Origin of the sequence: Streptomyces fradiae ATCC 10745 = DSM 40063, from assembly GCF_008704425.1 — a bacterium.
In the GTDB taxonomy this organism is placed as follows: Bacteria; Actinomycetota; Actinomycetes; order Streptomycetales; family Streptomycetaceae; genus Streptomyces; species Streptomyces fradiae.
The window spans coordinates 155022-177160 of record NZ_CP023696.1 but is presented as its reverse complement, the minus strand read 5'-3'; the positions used below and the strand labels follow the sequence as shown (position 1 = coordinate 177160).

16 protein-coding genes are annotated in these 22139 nt (G+C 77.1%); 8 read left to right on the top strand and 8 right to left on the bottom strand.

The genetic code is table 11. From position 1 onward, the window contains the following. Positions 1–98: 98 nt before the first annotated feature. From CP974_RS00760 to CP974_RS00745, 4 genes are all read left to right on the top strand, one after another. Positions 99–2966 carry a glycoside hydrolase family 3 C-terminal domain-containing protein gene (locus CP974_RS00760; RefSeq protein WP_085921618.1) on the top strand — a complete coding sequence of 956 codons (2868 nt, stop codon included), beginning with the start codon at positions 99–101 and terminating at the stop codon, positions 2964–2966. Positions 2967–3244: 278 nt separating this feature from the next. Next, positions 3245–3778, top strand: a complete 534-nt coding sequence (locus CP974_RS00755; protein WP_085921617.1) for a SigE family RNA polymerase sigma factor — start codon at positions 3245–3247, stop codon at positions 3776–3778. Next, positions 3778–4485 (top strand): hypothetical protein, encoded by a 708-nt coding sequence (locus CP974_RS29380; protein WP_085921616.1) that lies wholly within the window; start codon positions 3778–3780, stop codon positions 4483–4485. The genes CP974_RS00755 and CP974_RS29380 overlap by 1 nt, the downstream gene beginning before the upstream one ends. A gap of 60 nt (positions 4486–4545) precedes the next feature. After that, positions 4546–4752 carry a hypothetical protein gene (locus CP974_RS00745; protein ID WP_069975108.1) on the top strand — a complete coding sequence of 69 codons (207 nt, stop codon included), beginning with the start codon at positions 4546–4548 and terminating at the stop codon, positions 4750–4752. A gap of 211 nt (positions 4753–4963) precedes the next feature. Here the strand turns inward: CP974_RS00745 and CP974_RS00740 are convergent, their stop codons facing one another. Then, positions 4964–6565: an FAD-dependent oxidoreductase gene (locus tag CP974_RS00740; RefSeq protein WP_085921615.1), complete on the bottom strand. Its 1602-nt coding sequence runs from the start codon at positions 6563–6565 to the stop codon at positions 4964–4966. A 147-nt stretch (positions 6566–6712) separates the two neighbouring features. Here CP974_RS00740 and CP974_RS00735 point away from each other — a divergent pair, with 147 nt between their 5' ends. Further along, positions 6713–6961 (top strand): DUF6480 family protein, encoded by a 249-nt coding sequence (locus CP974_RS00735; protein ID WP_069975106.1) that lies wholly within the window; start codon positions 6713–6715, stop codon positions 6959–6961. A gap of 99 nt (positions 6962–7060) precedes the next feature. Further along, positions 7061–9685 (top strand): serine/threonine-protein kinase, encoded by a 2625-nt coding sequence (locus CP974_RS00730; protein WP_150485761.1) that lies wholly within the window; start codon positions 7061–7063, stop codon positions 9683–9685. A 221-nt stretch (positions 9686–9906) separates the two neighbouring features. Here CP974_RS00730 and CP974_RS00725 read toward each other — a convergent pair whose 3' ends face one another. The 5 genes from CP974_RS00725 to paaK all read right to left on the bottom strand — a co-directional run bounded on the left by CP974_RS00725 (position 9907) and on the right by paaK (position 16610). Next, positions 9907–10086: a hypothetical protein gene (locus CP974_RS00725; RefSeq protein WP_069975103.1), complete on the bottom strand. Its 180-nt coding sequence runs from the start codon at positions 10084–10086 to the stop codon at positions 9907–9909. A 291-nt stretch (positions 10087–10377) separates the two neighbouring features. After that, the gene (locus CP974_RS00720; RefSeq protein ID WP_069975101.1) at positions 10378–10578 is read right to left on the bottom strand and encodes an antitoxin; all 201 of its coding nucleotides are present in this window, start codon (positions 10576–10578) and stop codon (positions 10378–10380) included. A 118-nt stretch (positions 10579–10696) separates the two neighbouring features. Beyond that, positions 10697–12559 (bottom strand): serine hydrolase domain-containing protein, encoded by a 1863-nt coding sequence (locus tag CP974_RS00715; RefSeq protein WP_085921614.1) that lies wholly within the window; start codon positions 12557–12559, stop codon positions 10697–10699. A gap of 208 nt (positions 12560–12767) precedes the next feature. Further along, positions 12768–15203, bottom strand: a complete 2436-nt coding sequence (locus CP974_RS00710) for a penicillin acylase family protein (RefSeq protein ID WP_223844651.1) — start codon at positions 15201–15203, stop codon at positions 12768–12770. Between the two features lie 111 nt (positions 15204–15314). Continuing rightward, positions 15315–16610 (bottom strand): phenylacetate--CoA ligase PaaK, encoded by a 1296-nt coding sequence (gene paaK / locus CP974_RS00705; RefSeq protein ID WP_069975098.1) that lies wholly within the window; start codon positions 16608–16610, stop codon positions 15315–15317. A gap of 665 nt (positions 16611–17275) precedes the next feature. Here paaK and CP974_RS00700 point away from each other — a divergent pair. Next, on the top strand, positions 17276–17776 hold the full coding sequence (locus CP974_RS00700; protein ID WP_069975097.1) for a hypothetical protein: 501 nt from the start codon (positions 17276–17278) through the stop codon (positions 17774–17776). A 59-nt stretch (positions 17777–17835) separates the two neighbouring features. Next, positions 17836–18249 carry an RNA-binding S4 domain-containing protein gene (locus CP974_RS00695; RefSeq protein WP_085921405.1) on the top strand — a complete coding sequence of 138 codons (414 nt, stop codon included), beginning with the start codon at positions 17836–17838 and terminating at the stop codon, positions 18247–18249. Between the two features lie 21 nt (positions 18250–18270). On the opposite strand, the gene CP974_RS00690 is transcribed toward CP974_RS00695, so the two are convergent. Further along, the gene (locus tag CP974_RS00690) at positions 18271–20532 is read right to left on the bottom strand and encodes a terpene synthase family protein (RefSeq protein WP_085921404.1); all 2262 of its coding nucleotides are present in this window, start codon (positions 20530–20532) and stop codon (positions 18271–18273) included. 315 nt (positions 20533–20847) lie between these two features. After that, positions 20848–21963: an aminoglycoside phosphotransferase family protein gene (locus CP974_RS00685; protein WP_069975089.1), complete on the bottom strand. Its 1116-nt coding sequence runs from the start codon at positions 21961–21963 to the stop codon at positions 20848–20850. Positions 21964–22139 lie beyond the last annotated feature (176 nt).

Below are 22139 nucleotides of genomic sequence, written 5' to 3'. Positions count from 1 at the left end.
ATGGCGACGTGCGCTCCCTTGACACCCGAGGGGGGCGGGTTCGAGCATCGAAGCGCTTCGAAAGAAGGCCTCCAGACCATCCGCGAGGGGAACCCCACGTGACCGCAGACCGGCCGCCCTACCGCGACCCGCGGCTCCCGTTCGACCAGCGCGTCGACGACCTGCTCGGGCGGCTCGCGCCCGACGAGCGCCTCGCCCTGCTCCACCAGTTCGCCCCCGCCGTCGACCGGCTGGGCCTGGCCGCGTTCCGCACCGGACAGGAGGCCCTGCACGGCGTCGCCTGGATGGGCCCGGCCACGGTCTTCCCGCAGGCCGTGGGCCTCGGCGCCACCTGGAACGAGGAGCTCGTCCGCCGCGTCGGCGAAGCCGTCTCCCGCGAGGCCCGGGCCATGCGCGCCCGTGACGACCGCGTCGGGCTCAACGTCTGGGCGCCCACCGTCAACCTCCTGCGCAACCCCCTGTGGGGCCGCAACGAGGAGGGCTACTCCGAGGACCCCGCCCTCACCTCCGCCCTCGCCACCGCGTACACCCGCGGCCTGCGCGGCGACCACCCCGTGTACTGGCGCACCGCCCCGGTCCTCAAGCACTGGCTCGCCCACAACAACGAGACCGGCCGCGACACCCGCTCCGCCTCCGTCCGCCCCCGCGTCCTGCACGAGTACGACCTGCGGGCCTTCCGCACCGCCGTCGAGGCGGGCGCCGTCGCCGGCGTCATGCCGGCCTACAACCTGGTCAACGGCCGCCCCAACCACCTCTCGCCCCACCTGCGCGAGCAGCTGCGCACCTGGACCGGCCAGGAGCTGCTGGTCTGCTCCGACGCCGGCGCGCCCAGCAACCTCGTCGACTCCCAGCACTACTTCGCCACCCACGAGGAGGCCACCGCCGCCGCCCTGCGCGCCGGGGTCGACAGCTTCACCGACCACGGCACCGACGGCTCGCGGACCACCGCACGCCTGCGCGGCGCCCTCGACCGCGGCCTGCTCGACCCGTCCGACGTCGACACCGCCGTACGCCGCCACCTCCACGTCCGCTTCGCGCTCGGCGAGTTCGACCCGGAGCTCGACCCGCACGCCGGCACGGGCGCCTTCGACACCCCCGAGCACCGCGCCCTCGCCCGCGAGGCCGCCGAACAGGCCGCCGTCCTCCTCGTCAACGACGGCGTCCTGCCCCTCGACCCGGCCGCCGGGCGGCGCGTCGCCGTCGTCGGCCCGCTCGCCGACACGTGCAAGCTCGACTGGTACAGCGGAGCCCTCCTCCACCGCTCCACCCCCCTCGACGGCATCCGGGAGCGCTTCGGCGCCGACCTGGTCGTCCACGCCGAGGGCGCCGACCTGGTACGGCTGCGCTGCGCCGCCGGGCTGCTGCGCGTCCCCGACTCCGGCGGCGCCGCCGAGACGGCGCCCGCGCCCGGCTCCGAGGGCGCCCTCGACCCGGCGCTCCTCGCCGGGCGCACCGACCTGCCGCCGCTCACCGCCGACGGCGAGGGCACCGTGTTCGCCCTCACCGACTGGGGCGGCGGGGTCCTCACCCTGCGGGCCCCCGACGGGCGGTACCTCTCCGTCGCGGACGACGGGCGCGTACGGGCCTCGGCCGACCGGCCGGGCGGCTGGGTCGTACGGGAGACGTTCCGGCTCGAACCGCACGGCGACGGCCACCTCCTCCGGCACCTCGGGACGGGGGGTCACCTCTGCGTCGCCGCCGACGGCGCGAAGGTTGCCGCCGACGGCGGGCCCGCCCCGGCCGTCCTCACCGTCGAGACGGTCCGCCGCGGCACCGACGAGGTCGCGGCGGCCGCCGCGTCCGCCGACACCGTGGTCGTCGTCGCGGGCAACGACCCGCACATCAACGGCCGCGAGACCGAGGACCGCACCACCCTGGCCCTGCCCGAGTCCCAGGACCGGCTCTGGCGCGCCGCCCGCGCCGCGAACCCCCGCACCGTCCTCGTCCTCGCCTCCTCCTACCCCTACGCGATCCCCGACGCGGCGGCCGCGCTCCCCGCCGTGCTGTGGACCGCCCACGGCGGGCAGGCCGCCGGCGCCGCGCTCGCCCGCGTCCTCGCCGGGGACGTCTCCCCGGCCGGACGGCTGCCGCAGACCTGGTACGCCGCCGACGCCGACCTGCCGGACCTCTTCGACTACGACGTGATCGGCGCCCGCCAGACCTACCTGTACTTCGACGGCCGGCCGCTGTTCCCGTTCGGCCACGGCCTGACGTACACCCACTTCGCCTACGCGGGCCTCGACGCGCGGCGGCGCGGCGACACGGTCCACGTCGCGTTCACCGTCACCAACACCGGCCCGGCCGCCTCCGACGAGGTCGCCCAGGTGTACGTCCGCGCGCTCGCCCCCTCGGTGCCGCGCCCGCACCGCGCACTGGCCGCGCACCGCCGCGTCCACCTCGCGCCGGGCGAGGGGCGGCGGCTGGAGTTCGCGGTGCCCCTCGACGCGCTGGGGTTCTGGGACGTCGCGGCCGGCCGCTGGACGGTGGAGCCGGGTGTGTACGCGGTCGAGGCGGCGGCGTCCAGCGCCGATCCGCGGCTGGAGGCGCGGCTGCGCGTCGATGGGCCGGCGCTCGCGCCGCGCCCCGTCCTGGAGCGTGGCCTCGAAGCCGCCGACTACGACGAGCAGGGCGGCACGGAGATCGCCGACCGGGACCGCGCCTCCGGCGACTGCGTCACCCCGGTGGGCACCGGCCCGGGAGAACTGCTCTACCGGGCCTGCGACTTCGGAGCCGGGGTGCGGACGGCCACCGTGGAGGTGTCCGGCACGGGCACCGTCGTCCTCGCCGGCGCGGCGGAGGGCACCGGACCCGGCCCGGTCCGCGCCGAGGCGGCGGTGCCCGGCGGCCCGTACGCGTACACCGCGCTGGAGATCCCCTTCACGGCGGCCGGGGTCCGGGACCTGCGGATCACCCTGACCGGGCGAATCCGCCTCGCCCGCGTCCGGTTCACGGCGGCCGGCGGTTGAGCCCGCCGAGGCGCACGCCGGGGGCCGGGTCGGTGGGCGGCCCGGCGGGTGAGGGCCGCGGCGGCGCCCGCCCGCCGGGCCGCGGGCCGCCCGGCGGGGCGTCCGAGGACGCGTTGGGGCGTCCGAGGACGCGTTTCGCATCGGGTGAACGGGCTTGCTACGATCGCCCGCCGTCTCGAAGCCACGACGACGGACGGCGGTTCGCTCGCCGAGCGGGGCACCGCCGGCACGACCACCGAAGCGAGCAGCGCGACGCCGCGCGAGGGGGGAGGCCGCCCGTGGGCACGTCCGCCGACGACGCCACCGCGGAGTTCCACGCGTTCTTCGAGCGCCACCACGCCGAACTCGCCCGCCTCGCGCACCTCCTGACCGGCGAGGCGGACGCGGCCGACGACCTCGCCGCCGACGCGCTCCTCGCCCTCTGGCACCGCTGGGACCGCGTCCGCGCCGCCCAGCACCCCGCCGCCTACGCCCGCGGCGTCGTCGCGAACCTCGCCCGCAGCCGCGTCCGCAGCGCCGTACGGGAACGCCGCCGCGTCGCGCTGTTCTGGTCGCAGCGCTCCGAGCACACCGAGGGCCCCGACGTGGCGGCCGTCGTCGACGTGCGGGACGCCCTGCGCCGCCTGCCGTTCCGCAAGCGCGCCTGCGTCGTGCTCCGGCACGCCTTCGACCTGTCCGAGCGGGAGACGGCTCTCACCCTCGGCGTCTCCGTGGGTACGGTGAAGAGCCAGACATCGAAGGCCATGGCGCAGCTCCAGCAGCTGCTCGGGACCCGCGACGCCGCGTCGGAGCTGGTCGGAGGAAGGAACTAGTGGACGAGCTGCAGCGAGCGCTCCGCGACGCCGCCCAGGCGCACCAGCCGGACCGGGAGCGGATGCTGGCCCGGGTGGAGCGCGGCATGGCCGGGCCCGCGCCCGGCCGGCGGTACCGGCCCGCCCGGCGCTGGCCGCGCGTCGCCCTGGCCACCGCCGCCGTCGCGGGCGTCCTCGCGGTCGGCGGCCTCGGCGTACGCGCCCTGCTGCCCGGCGACACCCCGGTCCCCGCCCGTCCCGCGGACCCGCCGCCCCCCGCGCGGCCGACCGTCACCCCCGCCCCGACCAGCGCCGCCGACGGCTTCCTGCGCGGGGGCGGCGCCGTCGATCCGCACAGCAACCGCTACTGGGCCCAGTCGAACATCACCTTCGACACCGCCACCGCCCTGACGGCGCTCACCGTCGAGCTGCGCGTCGCCCGCACCGGTGGCGTCGCCTCCACCGGCCACTGGCGCACCCCGCCCGCCGAGCACTTCGCCGTCTCCGTACGGGAGGAGCCCGGCGCGCTCGTCTACACCTGGACCCTCGGCGCGGGGCGCACCGTCCCGGCCGGGCGGCACGTCTTCGCCGGCCAGTACAACCACGCCGAAGGCGACCGGGACGCCCGCGGCGACCGGTTCACGGTCATCGCGGGCGCCGCGGACGGGCGGTCCGCCACCGTCACCGGAGGGTTCCCCGCGGGCCCCGCGGCCACCGGCCCCTCCTGAGGTCGCGTGCGCGCCACCCGGCGGCGACAATGGCCAGTGCCGGACGAACAAGGAGGCGGCATGACCGAAGAACCCGAAACGAGCTCCCGCCGGCGGGGTGGCGTCAGCCCCGACTCCATCCTGCACAGCGGCTCCGAGGGCGAGTTCACCGCCGAGGACCTGGTCCTCGCCTCCGGGCGCGACGTCAACCCCGAGAACCTCGCCTGGGCCGAGCGCAGGATGGCCGAGAAGGGCGGCAGGGCGGCCCTCGACGAACTCCTGCCCTGACCGCGACCCCACCCCGGCCGGGCCCCGCCGCACCCCCGCGGCGGGGCCCGGCCACGCGCGACGGGACGGACCCGGCCACGGGCGGCGGGGCCCGGCCACGCCCGCTTCCCCGGCCCCCGCCGCCACCTTCCGCTCCCGCGCCCCCGTCCGCCCTTCTTCTCCGTCCGCGCGCCCGTACGGGGGCCGCGCGGCGCCCGTACGGGCGCGCCGCTCAGGCGGCGCCCGCGTCCCCCGCCCCGCCGCCCTGCGGGCCGTTCACGTCGTCCACGCCGTCCGCCGCGTCCTCCACCCGCTCACGCTCCAGCGGGCGGGTCGCCGGACCCTCCAGGACCCGCCCCGACACGTCGAAGCGCGAACCGTGGCAGGGGCACTCCCAGGCCCGCTCCCCGTCGTTGAAGTGGACCACGCACCCCAGGTGGGTGCAGCGCGCCGCCACCGCGTGCAGCCCGCCCGCCTCGTCCCGGTGCACCGCCAGCAGCCGCCCGCCGACCCGCACCACGGCGCCCTGACCGGGCCGCACCTCCGCCACCGAGTCGGCGTACGCGCCGGGGGCCCGGTCGCCCACGAAGTGCTTGGCCACCTGCGCCTGGAGCCGCAGCATCGCCGGGACCTCGCGCAGCGGGCGCAGCCGCACCGGGTCGTACAGCGAGGTCCAGGCCGGCTCCCGGCCCCGGACGCGCGCGGCCAGGAGCGCTCCCGCCATCACCCCGCCGCTCATGCCCCACCCGGCGAACCCGGTCGCCACGTACACGTGCCGCGCCCCGGGGTGCAGCCGCCCCACGTACGGGACGCGGTCGGTCGTCCAGTTGTCCTGCGTCGCCCACCGGTGGGTGACCTCCAGCGGGCCGAACCGCTCGCGCGCCCAGCGCTCCAGCCGCGCGTACCGCTCGCCGACCTCGCCCTCCTCGGCCGTGCCCGGCGTGAACTTCTCGCCGGTCACCACCAGCAGCCGCCGTCCCGGGTCGCCGGTCGGCGCCGTCCGCACGGACCGCGTGCCGCCCTCCTCCGTCAGGAACACCCCGCCCGGATCGAGGTCCGCCGGCACCGGGCCCGCCACGACCAGCTCCCGCTTCGGCTCCAGCCGGGTGAACAGCAGCGACCGGTCGAACACCGGATAGTGCGTGGCCACCACCACGTGCCGGGCGTCCACCGTGGCGCCCCGGTCGGTGGTCAGCCGGCACGGCGAGCCCTCCCGCAGCCGCGTCACCCGCGTCCGCTCGTGGATCCGCCCGCCGAGCCGCTCCAGGTCGGCCGCGAGGCCCAGCAGGTACTTGCGCGGGTGGAACTGCGCCTGCCCCTCCAGCCGCACCGCGCCCGCCACCGGGAACGGCAGCGGCGTCCGCGTCGTGAACGAGGCGGGCAGCCCCGCCTCCAGCGCCGCGTCCGCCTCCGCCCGCAGGGCGTCCACCTGCCCGGGGTCCTCGGTGTACGTGAACGCGGGCAGCCGCTCCAGGTCGCAGTCGATGCCCAGCTCCTCGCTGACCTCCGCGACCCGTTCGACGGCGAGCTGCTGCGAGTGGGCGTACAGCCGCGCCGCCCGCGCGCCGTGCACCGACCTGACCTCCGCGTACACCCGGCCGTGCAGCGCGGACAGCTTCGCCGTGGTGTGCCCGGTCACGCCGGTCGCGATCCGGTCGGCCTCCAGCAGCACCACCCGGTGCCCCGCCCGCGCCAGCTCCCACGCGGTGCACAGTCCGGCCACGCCGCCGCCCACGACGGCGACCTCCGCCTCGGCCGCCCCCTCCAGCGCGGGCCGGGCCGGCCCCGGGTCGTACTCCATCCACAGCGAACCGGACAGCGGGTCCACGACCATGGGCGCACTCCTCCTCGGCACGGTGCCTGCGCACGACTCCTCCGCGCGGGCCGACCCGCGCGGGCGCCGGGCCGCCACCGCAGCCCGCGCCGGAACGGGTGCCCGAAGAAGGCGCATGAAACCCCGCGAGCCGCGCACCCGTGATCCATGACCCACCACATCGACCCGCCCGACCCGTCCGGCCCGGACCCCGACCGCACCCCCGCACCGGAGGGCGGCGGCCAGGCACCGCCCGGCGAGACACCGCCCGCCGAGGGCGGCATGTCGGGCGCCGGCCCCCGCGAGACCCACAACCCCCCGAAGGGCTGGGCGAAGGCGCCCCTGGCGCTGATCCTGGTCGTGGTGGTCCTCGTGGCCGCCCTCTTCGCCGTCATGGCGGTCCTCATCGCGACCTGACCGGCGCCCGCGTCCGCCCCGCCCCGTACAAACCCCGCAGACAGGGCGCCATACTGGAGGGCCGGGGAGGCACGGGAACGACGGGGGCGACAGCACGCGATGGCGGAGACCAGACTCATCCACGGCCGCTACCGGCTGCTGGAGGTGATCGGGCGCGGCGGCATGGGCGAGGTCTGGCGCGCCACCGACGAGTCGCTCGGCCGCCGGGTCGCCGTGAAGTGCCTCAAACCGCTCGGACCGCGCCACGACGACGGCTTCGTACGCATCCTGCGCGAGCGGTTCAGGCGCGAGGCGCGCGTCGCCGCGGCGCTCCAGCACCGGGGCGTCACCGTCGTCCACGACTTCGGCGAGGCGGACGGCACCCTCTTCCTCGTGATGGAGCTGCTCGACGGCCGCAACCTCAGCGAGCTCCTCGGCGACAACGCCCACCGCCCGCTGCCCGTCGACGAGGTCGTCGACATCGCCGAGCAGGTCGCCGACGCCCTCGCCTACACCCACCGCCAGGGCATCGTCCACCGCGACCTCAAGCCCGCGAACATCATGCGCCTGGCGGACGGCACGGTGAAGATCTGCGACTTCGGCATCGCCCGGCTCGGCGCCGAGATGAGCGCCTCCTCCCGCCTGACCGGCACCGGCATCGCCATGGGCACGCCCCACTACATGTCGCCGGAGCAGATCGGCGGGGGCGAGGTCGACCACCGCAGCGACCTGTACTCGCTGGGCTGCGTCCTGTACGAGATCGCCACCGGCGTCCCGCCCTTCGACCTGGACGACCCCTGGTCGATCCTCGTGGGCCACCGCGACACGCCCCCGGAGCCGCCGCGCAGGCACCGCGCCGACCTGCCCCCGCTGTTCGAGCGGATCGTCCTCGACCTGCTGGCCAAGACCCCCGAGGAGCGGCCCGCCGACGCCGGCGTCCTGCGCCGCCGCATCACGGGCAGCCGCCCCACCGCGCCGCACGCCGGCCCGCCGTACACACCCCCGCCCGGCCCCGGCCACCCTCCGGCGGGCCACCCTCCGGCCGGCCACCCCGCCGGGCCCGCGCGGCCGGGCCAGGCCGCGGTGCCCCCGCCGCGGCTCCCCGCGTGGAGCCGCGCCATGACCCTCGGCCGCCTGTCGGTCGGGGCCACCGCGCCGCACGCCGTACCGCCGGCGGAGGACCCGGTGACCGCGCTCACCGGCCACTGGACGACCGCCGGGCCCGCGCCGGCGCTCACGCTCCGCCGTCCGCACCGGCCCGCCGCGGTCGCGGGGGCGCCGTCCCCTGCGTCGCCCGCCGTGGCGGGCGCGGGTCTCCCGGTGCCGCCGCCGGGCGCCGCGGGGCAGCCGCTTCCCGCCGCCGCGCCGTTCCCCGCCGCCGCGCCGCCCGCCGCGGCGGCCCCGCCGCCGGGCGCCCCCGGCCCGGCCGCCCAGGCGTCGCCGGCCCCCGCGGGCCCGCCTGACGCGACCCCGGCTTCCGCGTCCCCGGCCTGGGGCTTCCCCGTCTCCCCGCCGTCCGGCGCCCCCGTCTCCCCGGCGCCCGGTGCCCCGGCCGCCCAGGCGGGGCCCGTACCGGCGGGCGCCTCAGCACCGCCCGGCGGCGGTGGAACCGGCCTCCTCGCCGTCCTGGCGGGGCGCCACAGCGCGGGCCTCGGCCTCGGCCGCCTGGGCCGCTGGGCGGAGGCGGGCGAGGTGCACCGCTCCGTCGCCGACGAACGGGAGCGGGCCCTCGGGCCCGACCACCCCGACACCCTGGCCAGCCGTTACGAGCACGCCTTCGCCCTCAGCCGCGCCGGCCGCCCCGCCGACGCCCTGCGCGAGTTCGGCCGCGTCGCGCAGCGCCGGGCCGGCGTCCTGGGCGAGGAGCACCCCGACACGCTCGCGGCCCGTCAGGAGACCGCGTACGCGCTCGGCCGCCTCGGCCGCCACGCCGAGGCCCACGACGTGTACGCGCAGGTCCTCGCCGCCCGCGAACGGGCCATGGGCGCCGACCACCCGGACACCCTGCGCTGCCGGCACAACCTGGCCTTCACCCTGGGCCGCCTCGGCCGGCTGGAGGAGTCGTACCGGATGGCGCACGAGGTGGCGGCGGCCCGCGCCCGGCTGCTCGGCCCCGGCCACCCCGACACCCTGGTCACGCGCTACGAGGTGGCCCACACCTTGGGCCGCCTGGGCCGCTGGGCCGACGCGCTCGGCACGTACCGCGAGGTGGCCGCCGCCCGCGCCCGCACGCTCGGCCCGGACCACCCCGACACGCTGGCCGCCCGCTACGAGGCCGGGATCTGCCTGGGGCGCCTCGGACGGGCGGGGGAGGCGCTGGAGCTGTACCGGGACCTCGTCGCGGCCCGCACCCGCGGGCAGGGCGCCGACGACCCGGAGACCCTGCGCGCCCGCCACGGCCTCGGCGTCAACCTGGGGCGGCTCGGCCGCTGGGAGGAGGCCCTCGCGGAGGCCCGCGAGGTCGCCGGGGCCCGCGCCCGCGTCCTGGGTCCGGAGCATCCGGACACACTGGTCAGCGGCCGGGAGGTGGCCGTCTGCCTGGGCTGGCTCGGCCGCTGGGAGGAGGCGCTCGCCGCGTACCGGGGCATAGCCGCCGCCCGCGAGCGGGTGTTCGGACCCGACCACCCGGACACCCTCGCCAGCCGCCACGACGAGGCCCAGTGCCTGGAGCAGCTCGGCCGGCACACGGAGGCCGTCGAGCTGTACCGGCGCGTGGCGGGCGCCCACCGCCCCGCCACGGACTGAACCCCGCCCCAGACTGAACCCCGCCACGGACTGACGCCCCGCCACGCGCCGTGCCCGGCGCGGGACGGCACCGCGGGCGGCCGTCCCGCGGCCCGGCTGACGCACCGGCACCCGCGCGGGCGTCGCAAGGCACCCGTCCCGCGCCCGCCGCCACCCGGCAGCACAGCGGGCGGGCACCCGCACCGGGTGCCCGCCCGAAAGCGCCGTCGCCGCGGCGAGGGTCAGCCGACCTTCCAGCAGAGCCCTTCGAACCCGGCGACGTGGACGTCGCCCGCCTGGACGTGACCACCGCTCAGCCAGCAGCCCTTGCTGGAGTCGCCGCCGTGGGCGGCGGCGGGAGCGGCGGCGAAGAAGCCGACAGCGAGCAGACCGGCCAGAGCGATCGAAATGCGCCGAAGCATGTTTCTCTCCTTCGAGTGGGGGACTCGGCACGACTCTCCACCAGCCGCGACCACACCGCACTCCGAGACGTACGACCGGGTGGCGGGCGCCACCCGAGGCCCCCCGCCCCGACGCCCCGCCCCGAGGCCCCGACACCGCCCGCCCGCCCTCTCGCGCCCGCCCTCTCGCGCCCGCCCGCCGCGCCCCGCCCGCCCCGCGCCCCCCGCCGCGAGCACGCTCAAGCGCCGGGCCGGCCGCGTGGCGCGGCCGGCCCGGACGACCCCGTGCGGCGGGGCGGAGGAAGAAGGCGTTCAGGGCTGGGCGGGCGGCTCCCGGCGCTGCCCCGGTTCGCGGCCCAGCCGGTCCTTGAGCCGCTCCTGCGCGGTGTCGACGTGCTTGCCGAACCGCCCGTGCGTGCGCTTGTCGACGTAGTCGCCGGCCTTGTCGACACCCTTGCCGACCTGGCCCTCGTGCCCCTTCAGCAGGTTCTTGAGCTTGTCCGTCACGGACATGGGTGCCGTCCTCTCGCCGGGTGACCCCCGCCCCCCAGTCTCCCCGTGCGTCCGGGCACGCGCACCCGGGGGACGGGCCCCGCGGCGGGCCGGAGAGGCCCCGGGCGGCGGCCGGAGTTCAGTCGGCGGAGGCCGACCAGCCCTCCGCCTCGACCCGCGCCGCGTCCGGCGGCCGCGCCTCGTCGAACAGCACCCGCCCGCCGTCCAGGACCCGCAGCCCGTCCACGTACACGCCCCGCCCCACGTAGCGTGCGTCCGTCCGGTACCGCCAGCGCAGCCGCACGGGGCCGCCCCCGCACCACGCCGACAGGTCGGCCTCCAGCCGGTGCCAGACCCGCCCCGAGAAGCCGCTCACCGTGCCGCCGGGGTGCCGCACCGGCTCCCCGCCCGGCCGTACCGTGACGAACGGCACCGGCCGCCACTGGGCCGCCCCGCCCCCGGCGGGCTCGGCCGCCGCCTCCAGGGCCAGCGCGTCCGCGCCCGGCTCGGTGTCCCACCACAGGGCGCACCGCAGCCGCGCCCGCGCCGTCACCGGCCGCACCGCGGGCAGCGTCAGCGTCGCCGCGGCGGCCGAAGCGGTCCCGGCGAACCAGGCGGCGCGGCCGTGCGCGGGCCGTACGGGCACCGCCCGCGCCATGCGGTCGGCGACGGCCACGCGGGGTGCCGAACCGGAGCGCCAGCCGCGCACCGGGTGCACCGAGTTGCCCAGCAGGACGAGGAACGAGTCGGTCGTCGGGTCCAGCACCAGACTGGTCCCGGTGAACCCGGTGTGCCCGGCGGTGCGGGGCGTGGCCATCGCGCCCATGTACCAGTGCTGGTACAGCTCGAAGCCCAGCCCGTGCCCGTCGCCGGGGAACGCCGTGTTGAAGTCGGTGAACAGCAGCTCCACCGAGTCGGGCCGCAGGATGCGCGCACCGCCGTGGGCGCCGCCGTCGAGCAGCGTCCGGGCGAGGACCGCGAGGTCCCAGGCGCGGGAGAAGAGGCCCGCGTGCCCGGCGACCCCGCCGAGGGCGTAGGCGTTCTCGTCGTGCACCTCGCCCCACACCATGCCCCGGTCGATCCCCGACCACGGCCTGCGGGCGTCCTCGGTCGCCGCGATCCGCGGCCGCCAGGAGGCCGGCGGGTTGAACCGGGTGCCCCGCATGCCGAGCGGCCCCGTGATCCGCTCCCGCAGCAGCACGTCCAGCGGCCGGCCGGAGACCTTCTCCAGCAGCAGCTGAAGGGCGATCAGGTTCAGGTCGGAGTAGCGGTACGCGGTGCCGGGCGGGTCCAGGGGCCGCTCGTCCCACAGCCGCCGCAGCATGCCCTCCCGCGTCGGCTCCTCGTACAGCGGCAGCCAGGCGCGCAGCCCCGAGGTGTGCGTCAGCAGATGGCGCACGGTGACGCCGCCCTTCCCGCCGCCGCCGAAGTCGGGGAGCCGCTCGGCGACGGGGGTGCCCAGCTCCAGCTCGCCGCGCTCCAGCAGCTGCACGGCGAGCAGCGAGGTGAACAGCTTGGTCAGGGACGCCAGGTCGAAGACGGTGTCCTCGCGCATCGGGACGCGCCGCTCCGGCGGCAGCTCCACGCCCCGCCCGGTCGTCTCGTCGTAGGCCGCGTAGCGCACCGCGTGCCCGACGGCCCGGTGCAGCGCCACGACGGGGCCGCGGCCCGCGAGGACCACCGCTCCCGCGTACCAGGGGTGCGTGGGGGAGGGGCCGAGGAACCGCTCGGCGTCCGCGACCAGCAGGTCGAGGTGGCGCGGCAGCAGCCCGGCCTGCTCGGCGGTGCCGCGACGCAGCGCCGCCCCCGCCCCGGCCGCCGCACCCGCCGGCGCGGCCCCGCCGGGTGTCCCCGCCGGGCCGCGCTCCCGTCCCGCCGCGGCGGCCCCCGGAAGCGGACCGATCACCAGCGCACCTCCCAGTGCCAGCACCCCGCCGCCGAACGCCCGCCGGCCGACCCCGTCCGCACCCGGTACACCCGGTACACCCGGACTCCGCACCATGACCGCCCTCCCCGCCTCCGGTGGCACCGCCGTCCGAGGGGAAACCCCGCCGTCGCGCGCATCAGGTGAGACCTTCGTACCGCCGGGCCCGGCCGTCAAGGACCCCCGCCGACCGCGCCCGGCCGTGGGGGACCCCCGCCGACCGCGCCCGGCCGTCAAGGACCTCCGCCGACGGCGGCCGGCCCGCGCGGGGCCGGCCGCCGGGCGCTCACTGCGCCACCCGGACCACCCGCAGCGCCGGGTCGCGCAGGATGTCCCGCTCGCAGAACCGGGCGGTCACCCACTGCTCCCGCGCGTACAGCCGGGTCTGGTCCGCGTGGTGCGGCGAGGCCGGGTCGGACGACTGGGAGTACGTCAGCAGCGTCCGCGCGACCGGGCACCGGCTCGCGTCCCAGCCGACCGCCTGGACGTGGCTCGTGCCGTGCCGCACCTCCGTGTAGCCGCCGTTCTCCGCGTCCCACACGGGCACGGTCATGTTCCACACGCCCGTACCCGTGCCGCCGTGCACGGGGATGCGCTCGCCGCCCCGCACCACGTACTGGTGCTCGCCGAGCGGCGCGTCGAGCGGGATGCGCGCGCCGCGCAGCTCGGCGACGGCCTCGCGCAGCGCCTTCGCGAAGCCGGGCGTGCCCGTGTCCAGGTCGCGCGGGGTGCGCACCGGGTCGGCCGCGGAGAAGGGCACCTTCCACCGCTCGGCGGTCGTCGTCTCGCGCTCCAGCCGTCCCCAGAAGCGGTCGAACAGCAGGGCGCCCCGGCTGGTCGTGTCCATGCGGCGGTCCCAGCGGGCGAGCGCCCCGCACGCCTCCGCGTCGTCCGGCAGGACCGCCGGGCAGGCCCGCACCACGTCGTCGGCGGTCAGGTCCGCGGCGGGCACCCGGTTGGCGAACTGCTGCTCCTGGAGGTCGGCCACGGTGAGGGAGCCCCGCCGGGCCATCGCCGCCACGTCCTCGACGCCCCCGCGGGTGCGCAGCGACCGCTCCGTGTCCAGGTCGCCGAAGACCCGCTCGTACCCGGTGAGCGGACGGTCGGCGTTGGCCAGCCACGCGCTGTCGTTGGAGTTCCCGGCGTACGCGGCGTCCCGCAGCAGCGGCCAGCGGGCCGGGCCCATGATGCCGGGCTCCACCGCGTCCCGGTCCGCGCCGAGCGCGCAGCCGGCGCGCGACCCGTCGAGCACGGCGAGACCCGAGGCCGGGTACAGCGTCCGGCCCAGCGGCGTCGAGCACCGCTCCGCCAGCTCGTCGGTGATCCTGGGCACCACCTGCGCCTGCGTGAAGAGCGTGCCGCCGTTCCGGTCGGAGGCGATCGTGTTCACCCACGGCAGGCCCTGGGTGCGGCGCAGCCCGGCCGCCATCTCCCCGACGGAGCCGGCCTTGGCGAGGGCGAGGGAGCTGTCGGCCATGCGCAGGTTGCGGGCGTTCGGGTCGTGCAGCGCGTACGCGGTCGTCCGCGTCCACGGCAGGGCCGTGCCGCCGAAGGCGGTGGTGACCGGCCCGTACCGGGTCCACCACTGCGTGCGGGTCACCGGCTCGCCGTCCGCGACGGGCACGGTCACCGTCCGGCGCACCATCGGCTCGCTCCTGCCGTCCACGAGGTACGCGGTGGGGTCGGCCGGGTCGAGGACCAGCTCGTGCAGGTTCATGCTGCGGCCGGTGGCCACCGTGTGGCTCCACGCCACCTTCTCGGTGAAGCCGATCTGCACCAGCGGGGTGCCGAGCAGGGAGGCGCCCTGCACGTTCAGCTCGCCGGGGATCGTCTGGTGGGACTGCCAGAACCGCCGGCCGCCGTGCCACGGGTAGTGCGGGTTGCCCAGCAGCAGGCCCCGGCCTCCGGCCGTGGTGCTGCCGTGGAAGGCGACGGCGTTCGACCCCATGGTCGCGTTGCGCGCGTCGAACAGCTCCCGCACCGCCCCGGCCATCCCGTCCGGGTCCGCGCCCTTCGAGGAGGCCCGTCCGGAGGCGGCGGCCCCGGCCGCGGCGCGCCCGGTGGACGCGTCCGCGGCGGGCGGCGCCGCGGCGGTGATGCCCTCCACGAGGGCGCCCTCGCCGCCGAGCACCGCCAGCGCGTACGACCGCCGGGCCACGTCCAGGGCGGTCACCGGGCGGACCCACGCCTTGCCCGCGCAGGCCGGGTCGGTCACCCGGTTCCGCTCCAGCCAGGCGTTGTACCCGGCGGCCCAGCCGCGCATCAGCTCCTTCTGCTCCCGGCCCGGCCCGGCGGGCGCCGGCCGGTCGAGGAGGCGCTCCACGGTGCGCGCGTCCCGCACGCCCGTGAAGTACAGGTCGCTGGAGAGGTTCGTACGGGCCGACGACATCGATCCGTCGGCCCGGCCGTCCGGACCGAAGTGGCGGGAGCGCTCGCCCCGGACGGTCACGAACCCGTCGGCGAGCACGCACACCTGGTCGGCGGCCTGCGCCCAGCCCGTGCCGAAGCCCAGGGAGGCGTAGTCCTTCGCCAGGATGTGCGGGATGCCGTACTCGGTGTAGCGGATCGTCGCCGACAGCCCGTCGGCCGACGGGCGTCCGCCGTCCGCGCGGGGCGGCGGGGCGGCGCCCGCCGGCAGGGTGGAGGCGGCCGTGGCCAGCAGGGCCGCCGCCACCGGCAGCAGGCGCCTCAGACTCGTACGGAGGAGCAACGTCTCTCCCAACTCGGTTGTGAGCAAAGGTGGTTGACCCATGCACTCATCCGGCGAGGGGCGCTGTCATCCTCCCTGCGGCCGATCGGGGATCACCCCTGGGGAGGGGCGCCGACCCCGATCTCACTCGGGGTCGCGGCGGAGGTCCACGATCCGCTTGATCTTCCCCACCGACCGCTCCAGCGTCCCCGGATCGACCACCTCCACGGCTGCCGTCACGCCGATCCCGTCCTTCACGGCGGCCCGCACCTCCCGCGCCGCGTCCGCCCGCCGCGTCGGCGGCGTGTCCGCGCGCGCCTCCACCCGGACGGTCAGCGCGTCCATGCGCCCCTCGCGGGTCAGCCGGAGCTGGAAGTGCGGCGCCAGCCCCGGCGTGCGCAGCAGCACCTCCTCGACCTGCGTCGGGAAGAGGTTCACGCCCCGCACGATCAGCATGTCGTCGCTGCGTCCCGTGACCTTCTCCATCCGCCGGAACACCCGCGCCGTGCCCGGCAGCAGCCGCGTGAGGTCCCGCGTCCGGTAGCGCACCACCGGCATGGCCTCCTTGGTCAGCGAGGTGAACACCAGCTCGCCCCGCTCCCCGTCCGGCAGCACCTCGCCCGTCACCGGGTCGACCACCTCCGGGTAGAAATGGTCCTCCCACACGTGCAGCCCGTCCTTGGTCTCCACGCACTCCTGCGCCACGCCGGGGCCGATCACCTCCGACAGGCCGTAGATGTCGACGGCGTCGATCGCGCACCGCTCCTCGATCTCCCGCCGCATCTCCTCCGTCCACGGCTCCGCGCCGAATATGCCCACCCGCAGGGAGGTCGACCGGGGATCGACGCCCTGCCGCTCGAACTCGTCCAGCAGCGTGAGCATGTACGAGGGCGTCACCATGATCACTTCGGGCCGGAAGTCCTGGATCAGCCGCACTTGGCGCGCCGTCATCCCGCCGGAGGCGGGCACCACCGTGCAGCCGAGCCGCTCCGCCCCGCCGTGCGCCCCGAGCCCGCCGGTGAACAGCCCGTACCCGTACGCCACGTGCACCACCTGCCCCGGCCTGCCCCCGGCCGCGCGGATCGACCGCGCCACCACGTCCGCCCACACGTCCAGGTCCCGGTCGGTGTACCCGACGACGGTGGGCAGCCCCGTGGTGCCGCTCGACGCGTGCAGGCGCCGCACCCGCGAGCGGTCCACGGCGAACATCCCGAAGGGGTACGCGCCGCGCAGGTCCTCCTTGGTCGTGAACGGGAAGCGGCCCAGGTCGGCCAGCGACCGGCAGTCCTCCGGCCGCACCCCCGCCGCGTCGAACGCCCGCCGGTGGAAGGGCACGTTCTCGTACGCGTGCCGCAGCGTCGCCCGCAGCCGCTCCAGCTGCAGGGCCTCCAGCTCCTCCCGGTCCAGCCGCTCCCCGGCGTCCCGCAGATCCTCCGCCATGTCCGTCCTCCGCCCGTCCCGCATCGACCGTTCACGCGGCTACCGACCATTCGGTCGATCCGCATCCCGATCACTTACCCCGCGCACCCCGCCCCCGGCAAGCCCCCCGACACCCCCGCCCGCCCCCCGCGCCCCGCCCCCCGGGCCTCCGCCACCCCCTCCCCGGGCCTCCGCCACCCGGCTCCCAGGCCCCCCGCCACCCCGCCCTCCGGCCGCCGCCGTCCCGCGCCCACGCCCCGTCCCGCACCCGCCATGCCCGTCACCGCCCCGATCCGGCGCCCGGCCGCACCCGCACGCGCCCACACGCACCCGCCGAGCCCCCGGCGTCCGCCGCCGCGCCTCGCCCGCCACCACCGGCCCGCGCGCCCTCGCCTCGCCCCGGCCCGGCCCGGCCCGCTCCCGGCATCCCCCGCGGCGACCGGCCCGCGCACCCCGGCCCACCCCCGCCCACCCCGGCCCACCCAGCGCGCCCACGCCGACCCGCCCTCGGACCCCGCTGCCGCCCGCGCGGGCGTCCACGGCCCCGCGCGCCCCACGGACATCCCCCGAAGCGGTGAACCCGCCGCTCCCACACGCCTCCCGGACCCCTCGGCCACGTCCGGCGGGCCCCTCCGCGACGGCGCCCCGCCCGCCGCGCGGCGGCCCGGGACCCGTACCATGGCGGCATGTCCTTCCTCCGCCGCCGCAGCCCCGCCACACCCGCGGGCCCGGACTTCGACGTCCTGGCCATGGACCCGGGCGACTGGCCCGGGAACCTCGGCGCCGGCCTGCTCCCCGCCCCCGACGGCACCTGCCAGGGCGTGTTCCTCCGCTACGACCTCTTCGGCGGCCGCGGCCCCGCGATGATCATCGGCAATCTGCCGGAGGGCTCCCCGGCGCGGGACCTCGCCGAGGGCCAGATCCCCTTCGAGGCGGCCCAGCTCCTCGCGGCGCTGGAGCGGGACGACCACGTCGAGGTCGTGGAGAGCGAGGACGTCCCGGTCATGCAGGGCGACAACCTGCTCATCGTCCGCCGCCTCAAGCTCACCGAGAGCCGGATCTCCTGCGTCCAGTTCGACCGCAGCGACAACGTCCTCGTGACCATCGCGAGCTGGGACCGGCCCATCACCGACGACCTGTACGCCCTGCTCAAGCCGCTGCCCGCGGAACTGTTCCAGCAGGGCTGAGCCGGCGACACGGGGCCGGCGCCACGAGGAACCGAGGAGCCCAGGAGCCGAGGAGGGCCATGGCAGCGACGGAGACGGCACATCGCGCCCCGCACCCGCAGGGCGCCACGGCGCGGGTCGACAGCTGGATCTGGGCGGTGCGCCTGACCAAGACCCGCTCCCAGGCCGCCACGGCCTGCCGCGCCGGGCACGTCCGCGTCAACGGCGACCGCGCCAAGCCCGCGCAGACCGTCAAGCCGGGCGACGAGGTGCGGGTCTTCCACGCCGGCCGCGAGCGGATCGTCGAGGTCCGGCAGGTCCTCCCCAAGCGCGTCGGCGCCCCCGTCGCGGCCGAGGCGTACACGGACAGGACCCCGCCCCCGCCGCCGCGCGAGCAGGTCGCCGTCGCCGGTGTCCGCGACCGGGGCGCGGGCCGCCCCACCAAGCGGGAGCGCCGCGAGCTGGACCAGCTCCGCGGCGCCCGCCGCCCGTAGGGCCCGGTCACCGGGCCCGCGCTACGAGGCGAGCAGCGCGGCCGCCCGGGCCGCCGAGGTCCACGGACCCGTCGGCCCGCCCGGCACGGTCCCCCCGGACGGCGCGCCGGACGCGGGGCCCGGCGCGGCCCAGGCCGTCCCCGGCCCCTCGGCCCGGTGCCGCAGCAGCACCTCCTCCTGGTACCGCTCGCACTCGCGGTGCCAGGTGAGGATGCCGGCCATCCAGTTCTCCAGCTGCCGCACGTACCCGTCGAGCACGGCGCGGGTCTCCCGGTCCAGCCCGAAGTCGTCGTACAGCACCGGGAACTCGTGCGCGGCGACGTGCTGGAACTGCCGCATCCGGGAGTTCATCAGATCCGCGGTGATCGCCAGCGCCGTCGGGTGGTCCACGTCGAAGAAGTTCTGCGTGACCAGGACGCAGTTGTGGACCTCGCCCTCGAACTCGATCTCCTTCTGGTACGAGAAGACGTCGTTCAGCAGGGTCGCGTAGTCGACCGCCGCGTTCTCCAGCGACCGCACCGGACCGCTGCTCCAGATCTCCGGCGGGACGCGGTTGCCGCTCCCGATCCGGCACAGGGCCATCGTCATGTCGGAGCCGAAGGTGGCCCGCCGCATCTCGATGTAGTCCACCGGCTCCGGGATCCGGTTCAGGGCGTGGTTGGCCAGCTCCCACAGCCAGCTGTCGACCATGACCTCCACGGACCGCCGGAACGCCGCCCGGTCCCGCTCGTTCATCGGTCCGGCCGTCCGCGGCCACAGGTCGGCCAGGCCCCGCTCCAGGGCGTTCGCCGGCTCGGGCATGGAGCCGGCGGCTCCGTCCAGCGGCATGAACAGCCGCAGCCGGTCGTTCTGCGCCCGCGCCCCGGCCAGGTCCCGCGGCCTGCCGTAGACGACCGGGTACAGGTCGTCGGCGTACGTGCCCCAGGCCAGCCAGTGCGAGGCCGTGTCCAGCTCGTCCGGGGTCGCGTCCGGGTGCAGACCCGCCGCGCACAGCGGCAGGTCGTACCCGGCGGCCATCCGCTCCGTCCACACGTGCGAGTCCGGCCGCCCCGGCTGCGCGCGCAGCATGCCCATCTCACCGGCCCAGGCCACGCACCGCTCCCGCGCCCCCGCCAGGTGCGGACTGTGCCGGACCCGGAACGGCATCGCGAAGTGCGGCAGCTCCGACGGCCCCACCCGCTGGTAGGGGACGTGCGAGAAGCCCCGCCGGCGGGCCGCCTCCGCGCGCGGGGTCAGCCGGACCGACGCGGCGGCCATCCCGAACGCGCCGCCGCCCGGCTCGGCCTTCACCGCGCCCTCGTTCATGTACCGGCTGGACCGCATGTGCCACTCGTGGCCGCCCGACTGCCAGTCCTGGAGCCCCTTGGCGTACGCCAGCAGCGCCGCCGTCTCCCGCGCGTCCAGGCCGTGCTCCGCGCACAGCGGCGGCACCTCGGTCAGCGCCGTGTGCTCGAACTGCTGCAGACGCGAGGTCAGCAGGTCGTTCACGGCGTCCGCCGCCTCCTGCGTCGAGCAGCCCAGGAACCGCTCCAGCACCAGCACGCCGTTGCTGTTCTCGCCCTCGTCCTCCACCTCGCGCTGGTACGAGAACAGGTCGTTGCGCAGATGCACCGCGTCCGAGAACGCGTCCCGCAGCACCCGCAGCGGCCGCGCGTCCGCCACCGCGGCGGGCACCTCGGCGCCCGCCGCGTACTCCACCAGGCCCGCCGACCAGGGCGCGCCGCCCACCTTGCGGCGCATCTCGATGTACTCGAGCGGGTTGGCGACCCGCCCCTCGTCGATGTTGGACAGCTCCCACAGCGACTCGTTGAGGAGGTTCTCCGTCGCCACGGCGAACCGCTCCCGCCAGGCCGCCGACATCGCCGGGACCGTCCGGGCCCACAGGTCGGCGAGGCCGGCCTCGACCGGGTTCTCCGGCTCCGGCACCGCGGCCGCCGGGTCCACCGGCATGAACGCCGGCAGGCGGTCGAGGTACGCCTTGCCGCCCCGCCGGTCCTGGGTGCGCTTGAAGACCTCCAGGAAGTGGTCGTCGAAGAAGAAGACCCACACGTACCAGTCGGTGACCAGGGACAGCGCGTCCGCGTCGCAGTCCGGGTGGGTGTACGCGCACAGCAGCGCGTAGTCGTGGGAGTCGAGGTCGTGCTGCTCCCAGATGCCCGAGCCCTCCAGCATGCCCATCCGCCGGGCCCACGCGGTGGTGTGGGCGCGCGCCGCGTCCACATGCGGGTTGAGCCGGGCGGGGTACGGCACGTAGAAGTCGGGAAGTACGAACGGCTGTGCCATGCGTGTCCGATGCCTTTCGTGGAACGTCGGGGTCCGCGCGAGCCCTACCCCCGGCCCCCCGGGCCCACGCGGAGCGCCCGCCGATCGTATGAACGTCCGATAGGGCCCGCGGGTCACGACCCGGGACGGTGACGGGACCGGCGGCCGGTGGCGCGAGGCGCGCGGGGCGCGGGTGCACGGTGGAGGGGCGCGCGGGAGCGCGGGGGAGAGGCGCAGGGGGCGCGGCGGGGGGAGAGAGGCGCAGCGGCGCGCGCACACGACGGCGCGCCGTGTCCCGGTCGGGCCGGGACACGGCGCGCCACCCCCGTGGTGCGGTCAGCGCGTGCCGACCGCCGCGCGCACGGCCCGCCGTGCCAGCGCGCAGTCCTCGTGCAGCCGCCGCAGCAGCAGCCGCTGCTCCTCGCCGGGCGAGAGCGTGCCGGGCTGCACGGGAACGGAGCCGGCGGGGGGAGCCTCCCGTATCGTCCGCTGCACCGCGGTCTCGTACGTCCGGATCTCGCGCGTCAGGACGAGCATCAGGTTCACCAGGAACGCGTCGCGCGCCGCGGGCCCGCCCGCCTGTGCGAGCTGGCTGATCCGCCGCCGCGCGACCGGCGCGTCGCCCAGCACGCTCCACAGCGTCGCCAGGTCGTAGCCGGGCAGGTACCAGCCGGCGTGCTCCCAGTCGACGAGCACCGGACCCGCCGGCGACAGCAGCATGTTGGACAGCAGCGCGTCACCGTGGCAGAACTGCCCCATGCCGTACCGCCCGCCCGCGAGCGCCAGCCCGTGCAGCAGCTTCTGCAGGTCGTCCCGGTCCCGGTCGGTGAACAGGCCCAGCTCGTGGTACCGGGAGATCCGCGCCGCGTAGTCGAGTGGCGCGTCGAAGGTCCCGGCCGGCGGCCGCCACTCGTTGAGTCGCGCCACCGCGGTCAGGACGGCCTTGAAGTCCGCCCGCGGCGGGGCGTCGGCCACATGCCGGCTGAAGCCGGCCGGCCGGCCCGGCATCCGCTCCACGACGAGCGTGCCGTTCTCCGGGTCCGCCGCGATCAGCCGGGGGACCCGCACGGGGGGCCGGTGCCGGACGAACGCGCGGTACGCGGCGATCTCGTGGCGGAACCGCTCGACCCACACGGGGGAGTGGTCCAGTAAACACTTGGCGACGACGGTCGCCCGGCCCGTCGTCCCGACCAGCAGCACCGACCGCCCGCTGCGCCGCATCACCTGCACGGGGTTGAACTCGGGGCAGATGCGCTGCACCGACCCGATCGCCTTCCGCAACTGGCCGCCATGCGGCCCCGACAGGTCGATCCTCCCGCTGAGCTGACCGCTCACCGCCCCCGCCCAGCGCCTGCTCCGGCCCACCGGCGCCTGGCCCGGGTACGGGCCGCTCCCGGCCACGACCGGGCGGGGCCGGGGCGGGGCGGACACGGAGGACGATGCTGTGTACATGGGCGGACAGATCCCTTCGTGTGCCGACGACTGCGTACGCCGCCCCGTCCGCCGCCGGTCCGGCACCCTGGGGAATGCGGGCCGACGCCGGGACGGGGTGGCGCGTTCCTACCCGACACCTACGGGCGGGTGGCGAACCATCTCGCGGACCCTGGCGAACCCTGGCGAATAGTCGC

Bases quoted from the DNA above. Each gene is read 5' to 3' on its own strand.
- CP974_RS00745 (WP_069975108.1), top strand. From the start codon at position 4,546: ATGACCGAAGAACCCGAAACGAGCTCCCGCCGGCGGGGTGGCGTCAGC.
- CP974_RS00740 (WP_085921615.1), bottom strand. From the start codon at position 6,565: ATGGTCGTGGACCCGCTGTCCGGTTCGCTGTGGATGGAGTACGACCCG.
- CP974_RS00735 (WP_069975106.1), top strand. From the start codon at position 6,713: ATGACCCACCACATCGACCCGCCCGACCCGTCCGGCCCGGACCCCGAC.
- CP974_RS00730 (WP_150485761.1), top strand. From the start codon at position 7,061: ATGGCGGAGACCAGACTCATCCACGGCCGCTACCGGCTGCTGGAGGTG.
- CP974_RS00725 (WP_069975103.1), bottom strand. From the start codon at position 10,086: ATGCTTCGGCGCATTTCGATCGCTCTGGCCGGTCTGCTCGCTGTCGGC.
- CP974_RS00720 (WP_069975101.1), bottom strand. From the start codon at position 10,578: ATGTCCGTGACGGACAAGCTCAAGAACCTGCTGAAGGGGCACGAGGGC.
- CP974_RS00715 (WP_085921614.1), bottom strand. From the start codon at position 12,559: ATGGTGCGGAGTCCGGGTGTACCGGGTGTACCGGGTGCGGACGGGGTC.
- paaK (WP_069975098.1), bottom strand. From the start codon at position 16,610: ATGGCGGAGGATCTGCGGGACGCCGGGGAGCGGCTGGACCGGGAGGAG.
- CP974_RS00700 (WP_069975097.1), top strand. From the start codon at position 17,276: ATGTCCTTCCTCCGCCGCCGCAGCCCCGCCACACCCGCGGGCCCGGAC.
- CP974_RS00695 (WP_085921405.1), top strand. From the start codon at position 17,836: ATGGCAGCGACGGAGACGGCACATCGCGCCCCGCACCCGCAGGGCGCC.
- CP974_RS00690 (WP_085921404.1), bottom strand. From the start codon at position 20,532: ATGGCACAGCCGTTCGTACTTCCCGACTTCTACGTGCCGTACCCCGCC.
- CP974_RS00685 (WP_069975089.1), bottom strand. From the start codon at position 21,963: ATGTACACAGCATCGTCCTCCGTGTCCGCCCCGCCCCGGCCCCGCCCG.